Genomic DNA, 18,037 nt, shown 5'->3' on the forward strand with positions numbered 1-18,037 from the left:
ATTAGTTATTGTGCGCCTCCACCCAACCTACTAGCTTTGCAGTTTATAAAGACATTCATCTAGCCGCAGAGGCTCAGAGTTCACACAGAAAATTAGGAATTGTCAAGGCGAAGCTAAAATAGTAATTTACGTGTAAATTGGTCGAACTTTTAATCTTATGACTTCTGCTACTCCAGTCAAAACTGAGTACGAAGCGATTATTGGTCTAGAAACCCATTGTCAGCTAAGTACGAATACAAAAATTTTCTCTAGTAGCTCTACGGCGTTCGGTGCTGATCCAAATACTAACATTGACCCCGTGTGTATGGGATTACCTGGGGTTTTACCAGTACTCAACGAAAAAGTTCTAGAGTATGCAGTGAAAGCAGGTTTAGCATTAAATTGCCAAATCGCTAAATATAGCAAATTTGACCGCAAACAGTATTTTTATCCTGATTTACCAAAAAATTATCAAATTTCTCAATATGATTTACCCATTGCTGAACATGGTTGGATCGAAATTGAGTTGGTAGATGCTGAGGGTAATCCTGTCCGCAAGCGGATTGGAATTACACGCTTGCACATGGAAGAAGATGCAGGTAAGTTGGTACACGCGGGAAGTGATCGCCTGTCTGGTTCGAGCTATTCTTTAGTAGACTACAACCGCGCAGGTGTACCGTTAGTTGAAATTGTCTCGGAACCTGATATTCGTTCGGGACAAGAAGCCGCAGAATACGCCCAAGAACTCCGCCGGATTGTGCGTTATCTCGGTGTGAGTGACGGAAATATGCAAGAAGGATCTTTGCGTTGTGATGTTAATATCTCCGTCCGTCCTGTGGGACAAGACAAATTCGGGACAAAGGTCGAAATTAAAAACATGAACTCCTTCAACGCCATTCAACGGGCGATTGAATACGAAATTGAACGCCAAATCGCCGCAGTTGAAGCCGGAGAACCCATCATCCAAGAAACCCGGTTATGGGAAGAAGGCGCACAACGCACAATTAGTATGCGGACAAAGGAAGGTTCTAGCGATTACCGCTACTTCCCCGAACCAGATTTAGCCCCCATTGAAGTATCTGAGACTCAATTAGAGAACTGGCGTAGCGAACTACCAGAACTCCCCGCCCAAAAGCGCCATCATTATGAAAACGAATTGGGACTTTCGCCTTATGATGCGCGAGTCTTGACAGAAGAGCGCTACGTATCAGAATATTTTGAAGCAGCGATCGCAGCTGGCGCAAACCCCAAAGCCGCAGCTAACTGGATTACTCAAGATATCGCCGCATATATCAACAAGCAAAAACTCAGTATTACTGATATTGCTTTAACTCCGGCGAACTTGGCTGAAGTCATTACCCGCATTGAGACTGGCAAAATTAGCAACGCCCAAGCTAAAGAAAAATTGCCCGATTTACTCCAAGGCGTGACTCCAGAAAAAGCTTTTGCCGGTCAAGAACTCATCACCGACCCCAGTATCCTAGAACCAATTGTCGATGAAGTGATTGCCGCTAACCCCAAAGAACTAGAAAAATACCGTAACGGTAACACCAATCTCAAAGGCTTCTTTGTCGGGCAAGTGCTGAAAAAGACCAGCAAACGTGCTGATCCGAAGTTAACTAACGAACTGGTGGAAAAAAAGCTGAATGCCTAGTTTGATTGTCAGCAAAGTTTTTTCACTCAGACATTTTCGCCAGTTTTAGTTCAGTAATTTCTTTACCGTATATTTACTAAAATCACAGCTTGCTAAGTAATAACCCTCACAAATAAAAGGCTATTATTTGCTTAGTAGATGCACCTAATGATTCGGAGAGTTGCCCTAGCTTCTCTCCTTATTTTTTAACTAGGAAGTTATGTTTCTATCACATTTGAAATCTTGATTTGGTAAGCAAAGCAATTAACTTAGCCAGTTTATTTTCTGAAGCAAGTAATTCAACCCATCAAAGTAATCAAAAATGATTCAAGACAACCATAAACATCAATGTGCATTTTTAGATGTGACACAGGGTAGTAACTAAATTTACCATTTTCATCTAAAATCTTATGTCTAAGTATTCTACGGATAAAATCTTAATAATATTTATACAAAAAAACAAATAATGGGTGATACTCCTCATGGCAAAAATGATATGCTGTGTTAAGTAGATGCACCCTGATGATCTGGAGAGCTGCTCAAGTGGCTCTCCTTTTTCAATAAAACAGTGCTGATTTCCCAGAAAAAAACCAGCATTCTGACTTATCCCTCAGTTGCAAAAATAAATCTTACTCAGCACTTAACACTCAAAACTCAGCACGGGCTAAACGCCCCGCTACCGCTCTAAGCGCAGCCATGCCCGCAGGGCTTTACAGCACTCAGCACTTAACACTCAGCACTCGTTAATTGGTATAATCCCCAGTCAAACCGCTAAATATTTGTGGGGGAACTAAAAATGGCAGACTGGCAAGAAATTACTGGTGGTGTGACTGCTCCTAAAGGATATCGAGCCGCAGGAATCACCGCAGGATTAAAACCGTCGGGATTGCCAGATTTAGCTTTGATAGTATCTGATGTTGAGGCGATCGCAGCTGGTGTATTTACCACTTCTCAAGTTAAAGCCGCCTGTGTAGATTATTGCCGTCAAATTTTACAAGCCAAACCTAGCGCTCTTGCCATTCTCTGCAACGCCGGACAAGCCAACGCTGCTACAGGTAGTCAAGGTGTACGTGATGCGAATGAAAGTGCTGCGTTATTAGCCAAAGAATTAAATATTGACCCAGAATTGATTTTGCTGGCTTCCACTGGCGTAATTGGAAAACGCATCAAGATGGATGCCTTACGCAGCGGTATTCCTAAATTAGTAGCATCACTCTCCGAAACAGGTTCCGATGCGGCTGCTGGGGCAATTATCACCACAGATTTAGTCCCAAAAACCATTGCTTTAGAAACAACTATAGGCGATCGCCCAGTCCGCATTGGTGGTATTGCTAAAGGTTCTGGAATGATTCACCCCAACATGGCAACTATGCTGGCATTTGTTACCTGTGATGCCGCTGTTTCTCCCCACCTTTGGCAGCAAATGTTGAGTAGAGCCGCAGATAAAAGCTTTAATTCCATTACCGTAGATGGCGATACTAGCACCAACGATAGTTTAATTGCCTTAGCAAATGGTCAATCCCGCACCCCAGCAATTACCGAGATGGGCGCAGAAGCCGAAAAATTAGAGGCTATGTTAACAGCAGTATGCCAGCATTTAGCCAAAGAGATCGCGCGGGATGGTGAAGGTGCAACCTGTCTCATAGAAGTGCAAGTTACGGGAACTCATGATGACCTCGCCGCACGACAAATTGCCAAAACCATTGCAGGTTCATCCTTAGTTAAATCTGCAATCTTTGGTCGTGACCCCAACTGGGGACGCATCGCCGCCGCCGCCGGACGAGCAGGTGTACCCTTTGAACAAGATAACTTGCAAATTAAATTAGGAAATTTCTTACTGTTAGAAAATGGTCAACCTCTGCAATTTGACCGCGCCGCCGCCAGCGCATATTTAAAACAAGCAGCCACCAATTATCCTGTTGCTGATGTAGTGGCTACTAATAATAGTAATGATTTATCAGGCGATGTCCGCAGCAATATCAAAACTCAACGCTTAGACAATCCCGTAATCATTACCGTCAGCGTTGGTAATGATCATGGTACAGGTAAAGCCTGGGGTTGTGATTTAAGTTACGACTACGTTAAAATCAACGCCGAATACACAACATAGCTAAATCAGCAGATATTCCCAGATAGCCGTTGAATAGCATAAAAAAGTGGTGATTGTTCTCCATTATGAGCGATCGCCACTTTTTTATAGTGATTATTTAAAAATGGAAACATCAGAAACATAATATAAACATTGAAAAATTTTCTAGACCTAATGAGTAAGGATATGCCTAAATTGATAAATTACAGCAATCTGATTACCAAAAAAACTAAGAACAGCAAAAATTTTGTAAAAGTAGCGATTTTCTTCAAAAGAAGATAAGTTTTCTAGAACAATTAGTCAAATATTAAAGATATTTTAAAGTTAGTATATTCGTTGCGTAATTGCACCCAATTAGTGAGATTCATGGTGCTTTTTGAATCCTATTCACTACATAATAGAATTTGAGCCTAGTCAAACATAGAGAACTCATATCTAAGGAGCTTCAATGAATCAACGTATCAGCAGTGCGGTCAATTCAATAGTGACAAAATTCTCACGAAGAAATGCTCTTTTGTGGCTAGGAGGTAGCGGATTAGGTACCGCCTTAGTTGCAGGAACACAAAAGGAAGTAATTGCTCAAGGTAATAGACCTAGAGATGTGGAATTGGTGAACCCGCCAACTTTATATAATGCTCCTCAAAACGGCTATAGTCATATAGCAATTACACCACCAAGAACAAGAACTGTGTATATTTCTGGACAATTTGGGTCAGATTTACAAGGTAATCTTGTTTCCAATGACTATGAAGAACAATTAGTCAAGGCTTTTCAGAATCTGCGGTTTGCCTTAAATGCGGCTGGTGCAAGACCTCAAGATGTAGTCAAAACCACTGTTCTGATAGTAAATCACACCCAAGAAAAATTAATTCCGTTAGGACGCGAAATTGGTAATTTGTGGGGTAATAAACTACCCGCAAACACACTCATTCCTGTTCCGAGATTGGCGCTTGATGGTATGTTGTTTGAAATTGATGCTTATGCGGTGATTCCAGAATCACCTAATAATCGCTGGGATTAATTTTAGGAAATTTTCAGTTGCTACACCTTATTTAAGTTATCCGGGTGTAGATTCAGGGTGTGTTAAGGTTTTAAGCCTAACGCACCCTAATTTTTGATGTTTCATCTGCTAGACTTCTGGTAATGCTTTAGAGCAACAATTCGCTTATTTGATTCTGATTCATCGGTAATAAAATGTAAGTATTCAGGAGTCAGAATACATCCGTCAGAAGGTTTAAAGAATCAGGAGAAAGATTTGATGAATTAATTTGCTCATCCTATAGATACTTCTAAATTCTGGCTTCTGATACCATTTCACCAAATAAATGATACAAATAATTTCTCCTCTGCTCCCCTGCTCCTCTGCCCCCCTGCGGCCTATTTGTATCAAACTTAAAGTGAAACGGTATGACTCCTGGGTGCTGAATTCTTACAATAAAATTATAATGCGCGAATTACCGTCCCTAAAGTTGGCTGTCCCAAAACAGCCTTGACTAAATTTCCCGAAATATTGCCGTCAATTATCCAACAATCAATTCCTAAACTAGAAATAGCCAAAAACTCTTCTACTTTTTGAGTCATACCACCAGTAACATCGACAGATTCGCTCTTGCCTATAAAAGCTTTAATTTGAAAATAATTGGCAGGTGTAATCTGAGGTATAACTTGCCCATATTGGTTGTAAACACCAGGATAATTACCTGCATTAATAAGTTTGACTTGGTAGTTACCTTGAATATGAAAGTATTTGGCTAATTCTGCTAATAAGGTATCAGTAGACAGAATAGTTCCACCAATTTTTTGATCTAAAACAACATCACCAAAAACTAAAGGGATCAAGCCAGCTTGTAAACTATTTTCTATCACAGAAAAATTGGTTTTCAGTAGTTTTTTATTGTCAGTAACTACCATAGTTAAAGGTGGTAAACTCACTACTGACAAACCTGCTTGTAAAAAACACTTGGCTAATAATATATTTAAATCTAAAACATCTTGGTGAACTAAACAGAATCCTAGTTTTTCAGCATCACAGGCAATGCCATTGATGGTATTATATTTATGCGCTGACTGATGCCCAAAAGAACCAGCCCCGTTACCAACAATCAATTTCAAACTAGGATGATACTTGCGGACTAGACTAATTTGCTCAACTAGTTTTTGCATAGTTTCTAGCCGAGCAGTGTATGGTTGGTTCTTATCAGTGATTAAAGAACCCCCCAGCTTGATTAATACTAGCTCTAACATGAAATATGAAGATGCGGTAATAACTAGCAAAAAGCTTACCACAAGGAATGGGAAATAATCGAGAATTTGTCTGCGCTGATTCAGCAAAATACCCGAATTCTTTAATAATTCGGGTATCTATACCTCTCGATTTTTAGCAATCAGATATGATTGCTATATATATTATTTATCAATCATAGAAAGTATCCACTCTGATATCTCGTAAGATTTCCGAAACCTGCCATCCTGAATTGGCAATAGATAAAACTACAGGATTATCTCGTAATGGAATGTAGTCATCCTCTCTGTCTTCTACTATATTGATTACTTGTTTTTCCTCAACTGTAGCTTCTTGGCTCTCAAAATCATCTATTGAAAGGTTTTCTTCTTCTATCTCTTTTATTTTTTTCAGAATTAATTTTTCGGATTTTTTGATGAGTCGTATATCCATGATGATTTATTAAGCCTTAAAGTTTGACAAAAAAATAAGCAACAAGAGGTAGATTCTTAGAGAGTTCAAGAACTTCTTCAAGAATCTTGAGCGAAATCCGCAAAAAAGTTTTATGAACTTGGGTGTTGAAAAAATTACCTAAGAAAATCTAGGATACATCAAAATCGATTTAAAATCCCCAGCGCAAACTGAAAAGTTTAGGGAATTGCAGATGCAGAATGAAAACTAGCCCAACAACCATCTATCAAGGGCAATACGTTTTATCCAATCAACTCGATAGGTTTTTTCTATATTTGTAAAAAAGTGTATGCTTGTCAATCTGTGCTATCTAGGCAGAGGCGAAAGGAGACACACAGGGTCAAATTTACAAATTTTATCAATAATTGAGCGCGATCGCTCTTGAGAACTTAGGGGTGCGATCGCTGTTATTGTTTACTTGAGCAAAAATTCAATACCAAGATTCTACATTAAAAAATCAGGCGATCGCAGATAAAGAACGCTTGAATCTTTGGGCTATTACTCGGCTACTTTCAGATATGCAACGGGTAACTGTTGCTAAATTTCACACTCGGTTTGATGAAGATGGTCAAGTGCAACTTTTACGAAAACTTATACCTGACGCTAAGTTTATGGTGTTTTTGGATTGTCAACGTGAGGAAATTATGATTTAGATTATATCTTCCAAGGGAAAAGAGAAACCAATTCTTCCCCCTTCCCTAGTAGGGAAGGGGGTTAGGGGGTTAGGTCTCTTCACCACAAACCTGAGAAATAAGCATCAAAACCCGATCAATTTCCTGTACAACTTCCTCATTTCTAATCCTCAACAAACGCAATCCTCTTGCTAACAAAACCCTGTCGCGTTCTGCGTCATATTCAGCCTGTAATTCATGAATTTTTCCATCCACCTCTATCACTAATCTAGCGGCGTGACAGTAAAAATCTGCAATAAAACCATCAATAATTTGCTGACGACGAAAGTGTAAACCATTGAGACGATTACCGCAAAGATGTTGCCAAAGAATTTTTTCTGCTGGTGTCATTTGGCGACGCAATTCTTTCGCAAGCTGCATTTTATTTGGGTTGATTTTCTGTCCGATAACTATATTGGTAATTTGGTGTTTTCTTGGTGTTGGATTATTCATGTATGAATTATCGAACCTGGTGTTGATTCATACATTATGGCTGACCTCTCCCCCAACCCCTCTCCGACGCGGAGAGGGGAGCATGATTTTTCCCCCTTTCCTGGTAGGGAAGGGGGCTGTGGGTTTAGGTTTATGTGAAATATCACAAGGTGCAACTGTAACTCAAATTTAAGAAATATTTATGTATTAAATATAACTTACTATTGACGTATAATTATTTATTGTCAATCTAATTAATACAACATTTATTATGAGTATTACACCGCGCGGGATGAGTGTTACAGAAGCTTATCGGCTTTATCGTTCTGGTAGTTTATTAGTGAATAGAAAGTATCAAAGAAAGCTTGTTTGGACAGTTGCAGAAAAAGAAAAATTAATTGGCAGTATTTTAAAAGGATATCCTATACCATTAATTCTATTAGCAGAACGCCCTCAGATATACGGTAGTGGCAAATATGAAATTATTGATGGAATGCAACGTCTTAATGCAATCTTTAGTTTTATTGAGAATTCCTTTGGTTTTGATGATAAATATTTCGATATTGATGAATTTTCTTATGCTAAACAATTAGCAATTGATGGTATTCTTAAAATCGAAAATAACACCATAGATGAAAATAACAAAAAAAATAATGAAAAGCTACAAACTAGTTGGCTCTCAGGTAAAGAATGTGCTGATGTTTTAGATTATCAACTTGCAGTGACAATATATACTGCAATGGCTGAAGAAGATATCACAGAAGTGTTTGGTCGTATTAATTCTAGCGGTAAACACTTAAGCAGCCAAGAAAGAAGACAAGCAGGTGTAACAACTGCATTTGCAGAATTAGTAAGAAGCATATCTATGGAGTTACGGGGAGACGTTTCAGATAAAGTATTACGTCTTACTGATATGCCAGAAATAAGTATTGACTCACAAAAAAGTAATCAAGGTTATAAGATTAAAGCTGAAGATACAATATGGTGTAAACAAGGAGGACTAACTGTAAAACAGCTTCGTGAAAGCGAAGATGAACAAATGATAGCTGATATTCTAGCTTCTATTTTACTTAATGAACCTTTACCAGTTAGCACTGAACGTTTAGATAGTTTATATGATTTCGATAGTAAATATTCCCAAGTTTTAAATAGTGCTTTAGCAACCTATGGCTTTAAAAAATTAACTCAGGATATAATCACAACATTTGCAGTGATGCGAGAAACCATAGAAGCCTATAGCTCCGAACCTAAGTGTTTACTGCGTATTGTCAATCCAAATAGTAATAATCCTATTAGAACAGCATTTTATACTATATTTATGGCTTTTTTCGAGCTAATTATTCGTAAAGAACTTTCTCCGGTTGATCCCGAAGGTATAATGAATGGTCTGCGAGGACTTCAGAAAAAGTTAGATTTGAGCAGTCATTACACAACAACTGAAGAACGTAAGAGTAATATTAAGCAAACTATAGGTTTAATTCAAGATTGTTTTGCTAAAAAAGAACCATCTGCTTTAGGACATGGCGTTGAACTTGTGCTTGATCTTGAAAACTCTTTGCGTCGTTCTCGCATTGAAACTTCAAGGTATGAATGTACGCAAGGATTACTTGATTTATCGCTGAAAAGACAACTCAATAAAGATTTAATAGCAAGAATTGTTGAAACTATCTGTGGTATTGCAAATTTAGGTTCAGACACCGATGGATATATTCACATTGGTATTACAGACTCAGAAAAAGATGCTCATAAAATAGATAGATTAGACAACATAAAACCGATTGAAGTTAATGGAAGATATGTTGTAGGGATTGATAGAGAAGCAAAGTTACAAAATCAGACTGTAGAGCAATATGTGAGAGTTTTAACTAATGCAATCCATAATTCTTTGCTAACTGACCCTTTAAAAACACAAGTATTAACAAAATTCGACACAATATCATATAAGGGTTTTTCTGTAATTAGAATTACTATACCAGTTCAAACTGAAGTTTCATTTCTTGGAGATAAAGTTTTTTCTAGAAAAGATTCTTCTACTGTAGAAGTACAAGGACGTGAATTACTAGCTATTTCTAAGCTTTTTCAAAAATGAAAAGTTCAAAAGGTGGGTAATACCCACCTTAACATCATTAAATTACTTACCTCGACGCAGACGGCATACCCAAAATCTCCTCAATCTTAGGCATATCTTCCAACGCAATCACCCGCCCTTCATCCTCAAAACCGGCGATTTGATCAAAGTTCAAATACCGATATAAATTATCAGCAAAAGGATGAATCTTACTCGCCACAATATCAAGATATTCCTGTACCGTGGGAATCCGTCCTAACAACGCACAAACTGCGGCTAATTCAGCAGAACCTAAATACACTCGCGCACCTTTACCCATACGGTTATTAAAGTTGCGGGTGGAGGTGGAAAATACTGTGGTTCCGTCAGCAACTCGCGCTTGATTTCCCATACATAAACTACATCCAGGCATTTCAGTTCTTGCACCAGCCGCACCAAAAATGCTGTATACACCTTCCTCTTTTAATTGGTGTTCATCCATGCGGGTTGGTGGTGCTATCCACAAGCGAGTTTTGACTTCTCCTGCACCTTCCAAAACTTTGGCTGTGGCGCGATAATGACCGATATTTGTCATACAAGAACCAAGGAATACTTCTTGTACTGGGTCATTAGCAACTTCTGATAATAGCTTAACATTATCGGGGTCGTTGGGAGCCGCGACAATTGGTTCTTTGATGTCGTTTAAATCAATTTCAATTATGGCTGCATACTCCGCATCTGCATCGCCTTCTAATAACACGGGGTTGGCTAACCATTCTTCCATTTTGGCAATACGGCGTAGGAGGGTGCGGGAGTCTTGATAACCCCGTGCAATCATGTTTTTCAGTAGGGCTACGTTGGAACGCAGATATTCGGCGACTGTTTCGACACTCAATTTAATGGTGGAACCTGCACAGGAGCGTTCGGCGGTAGCATCGGTAAGTTCAAAGGCTTGTTCGACTTTCAAATCTGGTAAGCCTTCAATTTCCATGATGCGTCCAGAGAAGATGTTTTTCTTGTTCTCCTTCTCTGCTGTCAGCAAACCTTGTTGAATGGCGACATAGGGAATGGCGTTAACAATATCTCGCAGGGTAATTCCTGGTTGCAATTCGCCTTTGAATCTGACTAAAACTGATTCTGGCATATCTAATGGCATGACACCCAAAGCACCAGCAAAGGCGACTAAACCAGAACCTGCGGGGAAGGAAATACCCAAGGGGAAGCGAGTGTGAGAGTCGCCACCTGTACCAACTGTGTCCGGTAACAGCATCCGGTTGAGCCAAGAGTGGATGATACCATCACCGGGACGCAAAGCTACACCAGCGCGGGAGGAAAAGAAATCTGGTAGTTCGTGGTGGGTTTTGATGTCAACGGGCTTGGGATAGGCAGCGGTATGACAGAAAGTTTGCAGGACGAAATCAGCGCTGAAACCTAAACAAGCCAGTTCTTTTAATTCGTCGCGGGTCATGGGGCCTGTGGTATCTTGGGAACCAACAGTAGTCATGATGGGTTCACAGGATGTCCCTGGACGGACACCTGGTAAACCGCAAGCTTTACCCACCATTTTCTGTGCTAGTGTGTAGCCTTTGCCTGTGTCTGCCGGTGGTTGGGGACGGATAAATATGTTGCTGGCTTCTAAACCAAGTGCAAGGCGAGTTTTGTCGGTGAGGGTACGTCCAATTAGTAAGGGGATGCGTCCACCCGCGCGGACTTCATCGAGGATGGTGTCTGGTTTGAGGGTGAAGGTAGAAATGATTTCGCCAGATTCGGTGGTGATTTCGCCTTTGTAGGGATAGATGGTAATCACCATACCTGTTTCTAACTTGGTGACATCGCACTGGATAGGCAAAGCACCGGCATCCTCAGCAGTGTTGAAAAAGATGGGAGCGATCGCCCCACCTAAAATATAACCCCCAGCGCGTTTGTTGGGAACATAAGGAATATCTTCGCCTGTGTGCCACAAAACTGAGTTAATTGCCGATTTGCGAGAGGAACCAGTACCAACTACATCGCCAACGTAAGCAACGGGAAACCCTTTTTTCTTCAACTCAGCAATGGTTTCCAAGCTTCCTGGTTGCCTTGACTCTAGCATTGCTAAAGCGTGCAAGGGAATATCTGGGCGGGTGGTGGCGTGGGTGGCGGGGGATAAGTCGTCGGTGTTGGTTTCCCCAGGCACTTTAAAAACTGTGACGTTAATATATTCTGGTAATTGGGGACGAGATGTAAACCACTCGGCTGCTGCCCAGGAATCAACCACCCGTTTAGCATAGGGGTTGGTTTTTGCTAGTTCTATAATATCGTGGAAAGCATCATATACCAGCAAGGTTTTGCTGAGGGCGGCGGCGGCGTAGGCGGCTATGGGTTCTTTGCCTTCCCCACCCATTACCAAGGGTGTTTCGGAAGAATCTGATGTGGATGTGGTAGCAAATTGCAGTAATTCAATTAAAGACTGCACATTGTAGCCGCCGACCATTGTTCCCAATAACTGCACCGCATCTATAGAGGAAATGACGGGACTTTTGACTTCTCTTTTAGCAATGGCGGTGAGAAATCCAGCTTTAACGTAAGCCGCAGGATCAACACCAGGGGAAACGCGATCGCGCAATAAATGTAATAATGTTTCTTCTTCACCCTTGGGGGGATTTTTCAGCAATTCACATAACTCTGAAGTTTGCTTTGCATCCAACGGTAAGGGGGGAATTCCTAATGCTGCCCTTTCGGCAACGTGTTGACGGTATGACTCTAGCATTTTTGTATTCTCTGTTGGGATGTTCTTCCCTTAATTATGAAATATTTTTAGGCAATACTTGGCTATAAAAGTTTACCTTATTTTATAGCTCAAAGCCTTACTGGTAATCACTTATCAAGAATTTCGACTTATACTTAAAGTGTAGTTTTGATTACTAATTTAAACTAAAGATGTTTTAATTGCTGCGATCGCTATTATTAATGGGTTAATTGTTGTTGAGTATAATAACGAGTCTTTATTAATTAATAAATTAAATATAAAAAGCTGGTTATTAATTTATCTACTGATCACTTATCCTGAGTGTTGGTTTAACCAAGCTTCTACATCAACAACACTAGAAAAATATAGCAATACCTCTCCTAAATTCTCTCAATGTTCAGGCGATAATTTTTTAATTTGCTCAATTAATGACGTATCAATTTCACCAATAGGACGATTAAGTAGACACAGTATTAAGTCTTGTTTTTGTCTCTTTGATAAAGTAGGGTGGACATTAATCATGCCCACCCTACAAGAATTGTGCTAACTTTTGAATTCTTCAAGCCAAAGCAACTGCTGGTTGCGGCCAGCGCCCCACTGCTTTACCAACTACGGATAATTCTTGCATTAAGCGGTCAAAACGCTCTGGTGTTAAGGACTGTGGCCCGTCCGAGAGGGCTTTTTTGGGGTTGGGGTGAACTTCAATCATCAGGGAATCGGTACCAGATGCGATCGCCGCCATCGCCATTGCTGGGACAAATTCTGCCCAGCCTACACCATGACTGGGGTCAATCATAATTGGTAGGTGTGTGAGTTTCCGCAATACTGGCACTACCGATAAATCTAGCGTGTTGCGAGTGTACTGGCGATCAAAGGTGCGAATTCCCCGCTCACATAAAATCACATTCGGGTTTCCCCCTGCCAAAATATACTCAGCCGCCATTAACCACTCTTCAATAGTGGATGACATTCCCCGCTTCAATAGAACTGGCTTTGGTTGTGCGCCGACTTTTTTCAGCAGGGAGAAGTTTTGCATATTTCTCGCCCCTACTTGGATAACATCGGCAATTTCAGCAATTTTATCAAGTTCAGCCGCGTCCATTACTTCTGTAATCACACCCAACCCGCTAACTTCTCGCGCCTTGGCGAGTAAATCTAAAGCACTCTCACCATGTCCTTGAAAGGCGTAAGGGGAAGTTCGGGGTTTGTATGCACCACCGCGTAAAAACTTAGCACCTGCGGCTTTGACACGCTGGGCTGTTTCTACAATCATTTCTTCATTTTCTACAGAGCAAGGGCCAGCCACAACCACTAATGGATGTTGTTCGCCAAATGTCACTGGGCCATCAGGGGTATTTACTACCACTTCCGAAGCTTCGCCGTGACGGAACTGGCGACTGGCTCGTTTATAAGGTTGCTCTACCCGGAGTACTTGCTCAATCCACGGGCTAACTTCTTGAATTTGTAAAGGATCTAAATCAGCCGTGTCACCGACTAAACCAATTACAACTTTGTGTTTACCAATAATTTTTTCTGGTGTTAGTCCCCAGCTAGTTAGTTCCTCGTCAATGCGGTTGATTTCCGCCTCTGGGGAACCAATCTTCATGACTACGATCATTTTAAATTACCTGATTAGTTGAGTGAAATACCAAACGCATAAGTAGGTCGATGGAAATCAAGCTAACTAGTTAGGTCGTCATTAATTTGTCACTTGTCCTTGTGTCAGGTTGTGAGACATATTTACTTTTCGTAACTAAGTTCCGTTTCCACCGACTTACTTAAGCCAGACTAACTATATTTTCGTACTTCTAAAGTATTTAGTGTAATTTTTAGTGATGAGAAATTAACATTTATAAGTTAAAAAAATAAAGCGCTCAGTCGTGGGGTTACTGAATATTGGGTTTAAATTAGATACTATATTTTTTGATTAGCAATGTTGAAGTTATATAACTTTAACTTCAACATTTACTGGCAAATTACCCAATACCGGAGTTATCTAAATACCTGAGCGCTAATATCAGACGTTCTTTTGCCGAGATTCGCGCCAAACCGCTACCATCCGACCCCAATTAATATTAAATTCGCTGAGTCCGATTAAACCTCCTGGTCGTTCTTCATCCCAAGAGGCTGAAAGAACGCCATAAGTAATGCCTAAAACCCCTAAACCAAATAACCCCATATTTGCCAGCAAGACGGCAATAGGAGCTAATTTGATCTGGGTTTGGGTAGCCAGTAGATAGCTAACTATTAATGTAGTAATCCCCAAAGCTGTGGGGAGACCACAAAAAAACGCTACCCGCCGAATCATCCGCTGACTCACCACTTGGGGAATAGCCATCTCCTCTTTGGAAAATGGTTGCTTCCGGCTCGCTGATGTTTCCAAAGTATTGGAGTTGATGGGTTTTTTTTGAACTTTTACAGGTTTTTGGCGTTTTTTGTTCGGTTCAAAAGGCAAACGACTGCGTTCAGATTCTTCAGCAGACATAAGCGGTAGTCCCTATCCACGAATACCAAGACGAGCAATCAAAGCTTGATATTTTTCCCGGTTTTCTTGTTGGAGATAAGCAAGCAGGCGCTTACGATGACCAATTAGCTTTAATAAGCCACGACGGGAAGAATGGTCTTTTTTATTAGCTTGGAGATGTTCGCTGAGGCGATTAATTCGCTCGGTCAGCATTGCAATTTGCACATCAGCGGAACCGGTATCGGTTTCGTGAACTTGGAAATTGGTAATTATTTCTTGTTTGCGCTGTTGCGTCAGAGCCATGATCGATTAATTTCTAATTTTTCTAAATATATGCAGCAGTCTCCCATAATATCACAGCCATTAAGCTGTATGTCGAATCAAATGGAAGTGATTAATAGTTATAAGTATTTTTGCTAAGTTAGGAGATTTTTCTAAGCCGATCGCCTGATGGGTTGTGCTTGATGTTGCTGTTGCAAGCGATACATATGATTAAATAAATGCCAGCAGTATTCTTCTGGTAAACCACAAGTAACCGCACCCCGCAGGACTACGTTAAAATACCAGTCGTTGGGTGCGATTTCTTCAGCTAATTTACTTACTACTATGTATGTACGTACATTTTTATATATAGCATTGTGGCTGTGAATTTCTACTACTTCGTGTTGATATAGCCCTTGACTAACACCTTCACGTTTATCTAAATATTCACTCAATCGCCAGGGTAATTGATAAAGCACACCTTTGACACTGGCTTTTGGGTCTTTGACCACATCCAAAACACCACATTTCCGGGTGGGGGAGTAGAGATAAAACCCCAGACGATATCCTTTTAATACTCCAGGGCCGATGACGTAAGGGTGAGTGTTTTCCCCCAGCGATCGCTTTAAATCTACAGGACACATACACGAGCCATAGGCGAAATAATAGAATGCTGGCTCTTTTTGTAACTCTTGTTGCAGTTTCAAATCTAACTTTGCAGGATTGTGAGATTGCACCCAATTGTAGCCTGAGTGTCCAATTTGATTACTCATCTATCCCAAGATGTATTAACTACAAATAAAATTTTATCATCAAAAAATAAAACATACAGCTGTATTCCGATAGATTAACCGTAGTTTGTTGGAATTTTTCACAATGATAATAACCAATCTTTGGCGGCTACTGGTGAGTGTAAACGAATAAAATTTAGATGAGCATAATTAGATTCGTGGAATAGAGTCTGATATTTTTGGCGATTTTTACCATAAGTTTGAATCGCCCATAACAAAATAGAATCCCGGTTCCAAAAAGACTTTTGCCAAGTCTCATAATTACCATTGCAGACTTCCTGTTGTGTGACTACCCGCAACAGGGTTCGCCACAATATTCGACGCATCACTACTGGCCAAGAATAGTCTAGCCAGACAACTGTATCTGCCCTAGGCCAAACAATATCGCGTACTATACTGTAATTACCATCTACAACCCAGCGATCGCCAGATAAAGATTGAGAAACGCGATCGCGCATCACATCGTTTGCAACTTCTACCCAGTTGGGTTCCCAATGCAAATAGTCTAGTTCTATGTGGGATATGGTGAGACGTTGGGATATTTGGCGCGCCAAAGTTGTTTTACCTGAGCCAGTAGTTCCGACTACAGAAATCCGTTGCATGGAGTTGCTTGAACCTGGAATTATAGAGAATCGTTTTTGTATCCAGTGTTTTTTGACGTAAATCGAGAGAATATGCTTTCATTTTTACCCTTGATAATCTGCATATCTTTAATTTACTTGAGTGTATTTTAGGCAAAGAAACGCTATATATATTTTTACTATCGCCTAAGTCTGCAATGACTTCAGCCACTTATTAACAAGCGTATTGGCAGTTTGCATAGCTGTATTGAAATTTTGCTTTAATTGATGCTTACGATGCCATTTTTGAAAAGCAATTTCATAGGCTTCACCTTTGGCGTAAAAGTTATTCCAGAAATCTAGCCCAACCGTTAAGCTCCAAAACATAAGAATGTATAACGACCAAGGAAATAACAAAAGATGACCACCGCTACTCACAAAATTAATTAATATTAAAAAACTATTGACAATAGTAAAATTACCCAAACGTCTTTTAAATCTTGAAAGACGGTAAGTATCAAAAGCTTGACGTTGTTGAATTTCACTTTGTTGCGATCGCCAGTCTCTTTCTGCTAATTGTAAAGACTCTGGTGATATGTCTAACTCACCAGCAATTTCTAATAATAATTCGTAAGGAAATTCCTTCTCTTGGTCATCAGATTGACGGGCGATCGCCAATTGAAGAATGCGCTGGACATCTTCTTGACTATAAGAACGATGATTATTAGGTTCAAATGCTGCCATAGTTCCTATCTCTGATTTACTATTGATAAAAATAAATCGCCCGTTCTACTAACAAGCACTAATTCTACATTAACAAATCTAGAAACTGGTGGAAGTCACTTAACAGACATTATTTGGGAAACTAACTCTGTGGTAGCCTAAAGGCGTAAATATCTTGAATAACTTGTACCCAACCATCAGATACAGATTCCAGGATGCGATCGCCTTTTTCTTTGCTGGCGGTTGTCGCATCACCAATCACCCCACTTTTACTGATATCTTTTGTTGTCCAAGATACTGGTAACTGCCCTTCCCAACTAATTAAAGTACTTTCTGGCTGTTCTGGGGGATATTCAGCAACGGCTCTTTCGAGTTTTACTTGTTCTGGTAATATTGCCAACATAATGCTAGTTTCTGCGTCTCCGGCGTGCATACCGAGTTTGGCTTCTTTGGGAGTCAGCAATTCTTTGGTAATATTCGGCGCACGCCAAGTAAACAACGGAAATACGAAAAAGTCATCATACTTAACGTGTAAATCTCTCGCCGCCATTTGCATAATTTGCGGTTGTCCGCCGTGGGAGTTCATCAGGACGAATTTTCTAAACCCAGCCCGATAAATACTTTCACCCACTTCCATAATTATGACTGTCAGGGTTGCGGAACTGAGGGTAATGGTTCCAGGAAAATGCCAGTGTTCGTTAGATTTACCATAATAGAGAGTGGGCAAAGCATAAACAGGAATGTTTGCATCTAGCTTAGTCAAAGCTTTTCCCAAAACACCAACACCAATTGCTGCATCCACAATCAATGGTAAATGGGGGCCATGTTGTTCAATCGCCCCTACTGGTTGAATAATCACTACATTTTCTTTATTGGGCATATCTTGGATATCAGTCCAAGAAAGGTAGGGAAAGAAGCGTTCTGGGGGAATAAAGCTGTGCATTTTATCAAACAGAATTCAGTAGTC

General features: G+C 40.3%; 17 protein-coding genes. 5 read left to right on the top strand and 12 right to left on the bottom strand.

The features are described from left to right. The first annotated feature begins 157 nt into the window (after nt 1-157). The 3 genes from gatB (at nt 158) to IQ244_RS07165 (ending at nt 4,722) form a co-directional block, all read left to right on the top strand. Nucleotides 158-1,633: an Asp-tRNA(Asn)/Glu-tRNA(Gln) amidotransferase subunit GatB gene (gene gatB, locus IQ244_RS07155; protein WP_193891292.1), complete on the top strand. Its 1,476-nt coding sequence runs from the start codon at nt 158-160 to the stop codon at nt 1,631-1,633. Between the two features lie 775 nt (nt 1,634-2,408). Then, entirely contained in the window at nt 2,409-3,722 is a 1,314-nt protein-coding gene (argJ, locus tag IQ244_RS07160; RefSeq protein WP_193891295.1) for a bifunctional ornithine acetyltransferase/N-acetylglutamate synthase, read from the top strand. Nucleotides 3,723-4,149: 427 nt separating this feature from the next. After that, nucleotides 4,150-4,722, top strand: a complete 573-nt coding sequence (locus IQ244_RS07165) for a Rid family hydrolase (protein ID WP_193891299.1) — start codon at nt 4,150-4,152, stop codon at nt 4,720-4,722. Nucleotides 4,723-5,141: 419 nt separating this feature from the next. Here IQ244_RS07165 and IQ244_RS07170 read toward each other — a convergent pair whose 3' ends face one another. Together IQ244_RS07170 and IQ244_RS07175 are read right to left on the bottom strand one after the other, a co-directional pair. Further along, nucleotides 5,142-5,945 carry an isopentenyl phosphate kinase gene (locus tag IQ244_RS07170; protein WP_193891303.1) on the bottom strand — a complete coding sequence of 268 codons (804 nt, stop codon included), beginning with the start codon at nt 5,943-5,945 and terminating at the stop codon, nt 5,142-5,144. 169 nt (nt 5,946-6,114) lie between these two features. Then, nucleotides 6,115-6,375, bottom strand: a complete 261-nt coding sequence (locus IQ244_RS07175) for a hypothetical protein (RefSeq protein WP_193891306.1) — start codon at nt 6,373-6,375, stop codon at nt 6,115-6,117. Nucleotides 6,376-6,875: 500 nt separating this feature from the next. Between IQ244_RS07175 and IQ244_RS07180 the strand changes: the two genes are divergently transcribed. Further along, complete coding sequence (locus IQ244_RS07180) at nt 6,876-7,046, top strand: hypothetical protein (RefSeq protein WP_322746032.1); 171 nt, start codon at nt 6,876-6,878, stop codon at nt 7,044-7,046. Between the two features lie 69 nt (nt 7,047-7,115). Here the strand turns inward: IQ244_RS07180 and IQ244_RS07185 are convergent, their stop codons facing one another. Next, complete coding sequence (locus tag IQ244_RS07185) at nt 7,116-7,517, bottom strand: endonuclease domain-containing protein (RefSeq protein WP_193891309.1); 402 nt, start codon at nt 7,515-7,517, stop codon at nt 7,116-7,118. Nucleotides 7,518-7,788: 271 nt separating this feature from the next. Here IQ244_RS07185 and IQ244_RS07190 point away from each other — a divergent pair, with 271 nt between their 5' ends. Then, nucleotides 7,789-9,585: a GmrSD restriction endonuclease domain-containing protein gene (locus IQ244_RS07190; RefSeq protein WP_228058787.1), complete on the top strand. Its 1,797-nt coding sequence runs from the start codon at nt 7,789-7,791 to the stop codon at nt 9,583-9,585. Between the two features lie 46 nt (nt 9,586-9,631). Here IQ244_RS07190 and acnB read toward each other — a convergent pair whose 3' ends face one another. The 9 genes from acnB to IQ244_RS07235 all read right to left on the bottom strand — a co-directional run bounded on the left by acnB (nt 9,632) and on the right by IQ244_RS07235 (nt 18,013). Further along, nucleotides 9,632-12,292 (bottom strand): bifunctional aconitate hydratase 2/2-methylisocitrate dehydratase, encoded by a 2,661-nt coding sequence (gene acnB / locus IQ244_RS07195; RefSeq protein ID WP_193891315.1) that lies wholly within the window; start codon nt 12,290-12,292, stop codon nt 9,632-9,634. 369 nt (nt 12,293-12,661) lie between these two features. Then, nucleotides 12,662-12,793 carry a DUF4351 domain-containing protein gene (locus IQ244_RS33365; protein ID WP_416209762.1) on the bottom strand — a complete coding sequence of 44 codons (132 nt, stop codon included), beginning with the start codon at nt 12,791-12,793 and terminating at the stop codon, nt 12,662-12,664. A gap of 37 nt (nt 12,794-12,830) precedes the next feature. After that, nucleotides 12,831-13,889: a 3-deoxy-7-phosphoheptulonate synthase gene (aroF, locus tag IQ244_RS07205; protein ID WP_193891318.1), complete on the bottom strand. Its 1,059-nt coding sequence runs from the start codon at nt 13,887-13,889 to the stop codon at nt 12,831-12,833. Nucleotides 13,890-14,288: 399 nt separating this feature from the next. After that, the gene (locus tag IQ244_RS07210; RefSeq protein ID WP_193891320.1) at nt 14,289-14,756 is read right to left on the bottom strand and encodes a PAM68 family protein; all 468 of its coding nucleotides are present in this window, start codon (nt 14,754-14,756) and stop codon (nt 14,289-14,291) included. Nucleotides 14,757-14,768: 12 nt separating this feature from the next. Further along, nucleotides 14,769-15,038, bottom strand: coding sequence for a 30S ribosomal protein S15 (gene rpsO / locus IQ244_RS07215; RefSeq protein ID WP_096579741.1), 270 nt, complete (start codon nt 15,036-15,038; stop codon nt 14,769-14,771). A 131-nt stretch (nt 15,039-15,169) separates the two neighbouring features. After that, entirely contained in the window at nt 15,170-15,769 is a 600-nt protein-coding gene (locus IQ244_RS07220) for a gamma-glutamylcyclotransferase (protein WP_193891323.1), read from the bottom strand. A 98-nt stretch (nt 15,770-15,867) separates the two neighbouring features. After that, nucleotides 15,868-16,389: an adenylate kinase gene (locus tag IQ244_RS07225; protein WP_193891326.1), complete on the bottom strand. Its 522-nt coding sequence runs from the start codon at nt 16,387-16,389 to the stop codon at nt 15,868-15,870. A 165-nt stretch (nt 16,390-16,554) separates the two neighbouring features. After that, the gene (locus tag IQ244_RS07230) at nt 16,555-17,091 is read right to left on the bottom strand and encodes a 2TM domain-containing protein (RefSeq protein WP_193891329.1); all 537 of its coding nucleotides are present in this window, start codon (nt 17,089-17,091) and stop codon (nt 16,555-16,557) included. Nucleotides 17,092-17,212: 121 nt separating this feature from the next. Continuing rightward, the gene (locus IQ244_RS07235) at nt 17,213-18,013 is read right to left on the bottom strand and encodes a creatininase family protein (RefSeq protein WP_193891332.1); all 801 of its coding nucleotides are present in this window, start codon (nt 18,011-18,013) and stop codon (nt 17,213-17,215) included. Between the last annotated feature and the right edge of the window lie 24 nt (nt 18,014-18,037).

Origin of the sequence: Nostoc sp. LEGE 06077 (genome assembly GCF_015207705.1) — a bacterium.
Lineage (GTDB): Bacteria > Cyanobacteriota > Cyanobacteriia > Cyanobacteriales > Nostocaceae > Nostoc_B.

Excerpts from the sequence above, each read along its gene's own strand:
- gatB (WP_193891292.1), top strand. The coding sequence starts at position 158 with ATGACTTCTGCTACTCCAGTCAAAACTGAGTACGAAGCGATTATTGGT.
- argJ (WP_193891295.1), top strand. The coding sequence starts at position 2,409 with ATGGCAGACTGGCAAGAAATTACTGGTGGTGTGACTGCTCCTAAAGGA.
- IQ244_RS07165 (WP_193891299.1), top strand. The coding sequence starts at position 4,150 with ATGAATCAACGTATCAGCAGTGCGGTCAATTCAATAGTGACAAAATTC.
- IQ244_RS07170 (WP_193891303.1), bottom strand. The coding sequence starts at position 5,945 with ATGTTAGAGCTAGTATTAATCAAGCTGGGGGGTTCTTTAATCACTGAT.
- IQ244_RS07175 (WP_193891306.1), bottom strand. The coding sequence starts at position 6,375 with ATGGATATACGACTCATCAAAAAATCCGAAAAATTAATTCTGAAAAAA.
- IQ244_RS07185 (WP_193891309.1), bottom strand. The coding sequence starts at position 7,517 with ATGAATAATCCAACACCAAGAAAACACCAAATTACCAATATAGTTATC.
- IQ244_RS07190 (WP_228058787.1), top strand. The coding sequence starts at position 7,789 with ATGAGTGTTACAGAAGCTTATCGGCTTTATCGTTCTGGTAGTTTATTA.
- acnB (WP_193891315.1), bottom strand. The coding sequence starts at position 12,292 with ATGCTAGAGTCATACCGTCAACACGTTGCCGAAAGGGCAGCATTAGGA.
- IQ244_RS33365 (WP_416209762.1), bottom strand. The coding sequence starts at position 12,793 with ATGATTAATGTCCACCCTACTTTATCAAAGAGACAAAAACAAGACTTA.
- aroF (WP_193891318.1), bottom strand. The coding sequence starts at position 13,889 with ATGATCGTAGTCATGAAGATTGGTTCCCCAGAGGCGGAAATCAACCGC.
- IQ244_RS07210 (WP_193891320.1), bottom strand. The coding sequence starts at position 14,756 with ATGTCTGCTGAAGAATCTGAACGCAGTCGTTTGCCTTTTGAACCGAAC.
- rpsO (WP_096579741.1), bottom strand. The coding sequence starts at position 15,038 with ATGGCTCTGACGCAACAGCGCAAACAAGAAATAATTACCAATTTCCAA.
- IQ244_RS07220 (WP_193891323.1), bottom strand. The coding sequence starts at position 15,769 with ATGAGTAATCAAATTGGACACTCAGGCTACAATTGGGTGCAATCTCAC.
- IQ244_RS07225 (WP_193891326.1), bottom strand. The coding sequence starts at position 16,389 with ATGCAACGGATTTCTGTAGTCGGAACTACTGGCTCAGGTAAAACAACT.
- IQ244_RS07230 (WP_193891329.1), bottom strand. The coding sequence starts at position 17,091 with ATGGCAGCATTTGAACCTAATAATCATCGTTCTTATAGTCAAGAAGAT.
- IQ244_RS07235 (WP_193891332.1), bottom strand. The coding sequence starts at position 18,013 with ATGCACAGCTTTATTCCCCCAGAACGCTTCTTTCCCTACCTTTCTTGG.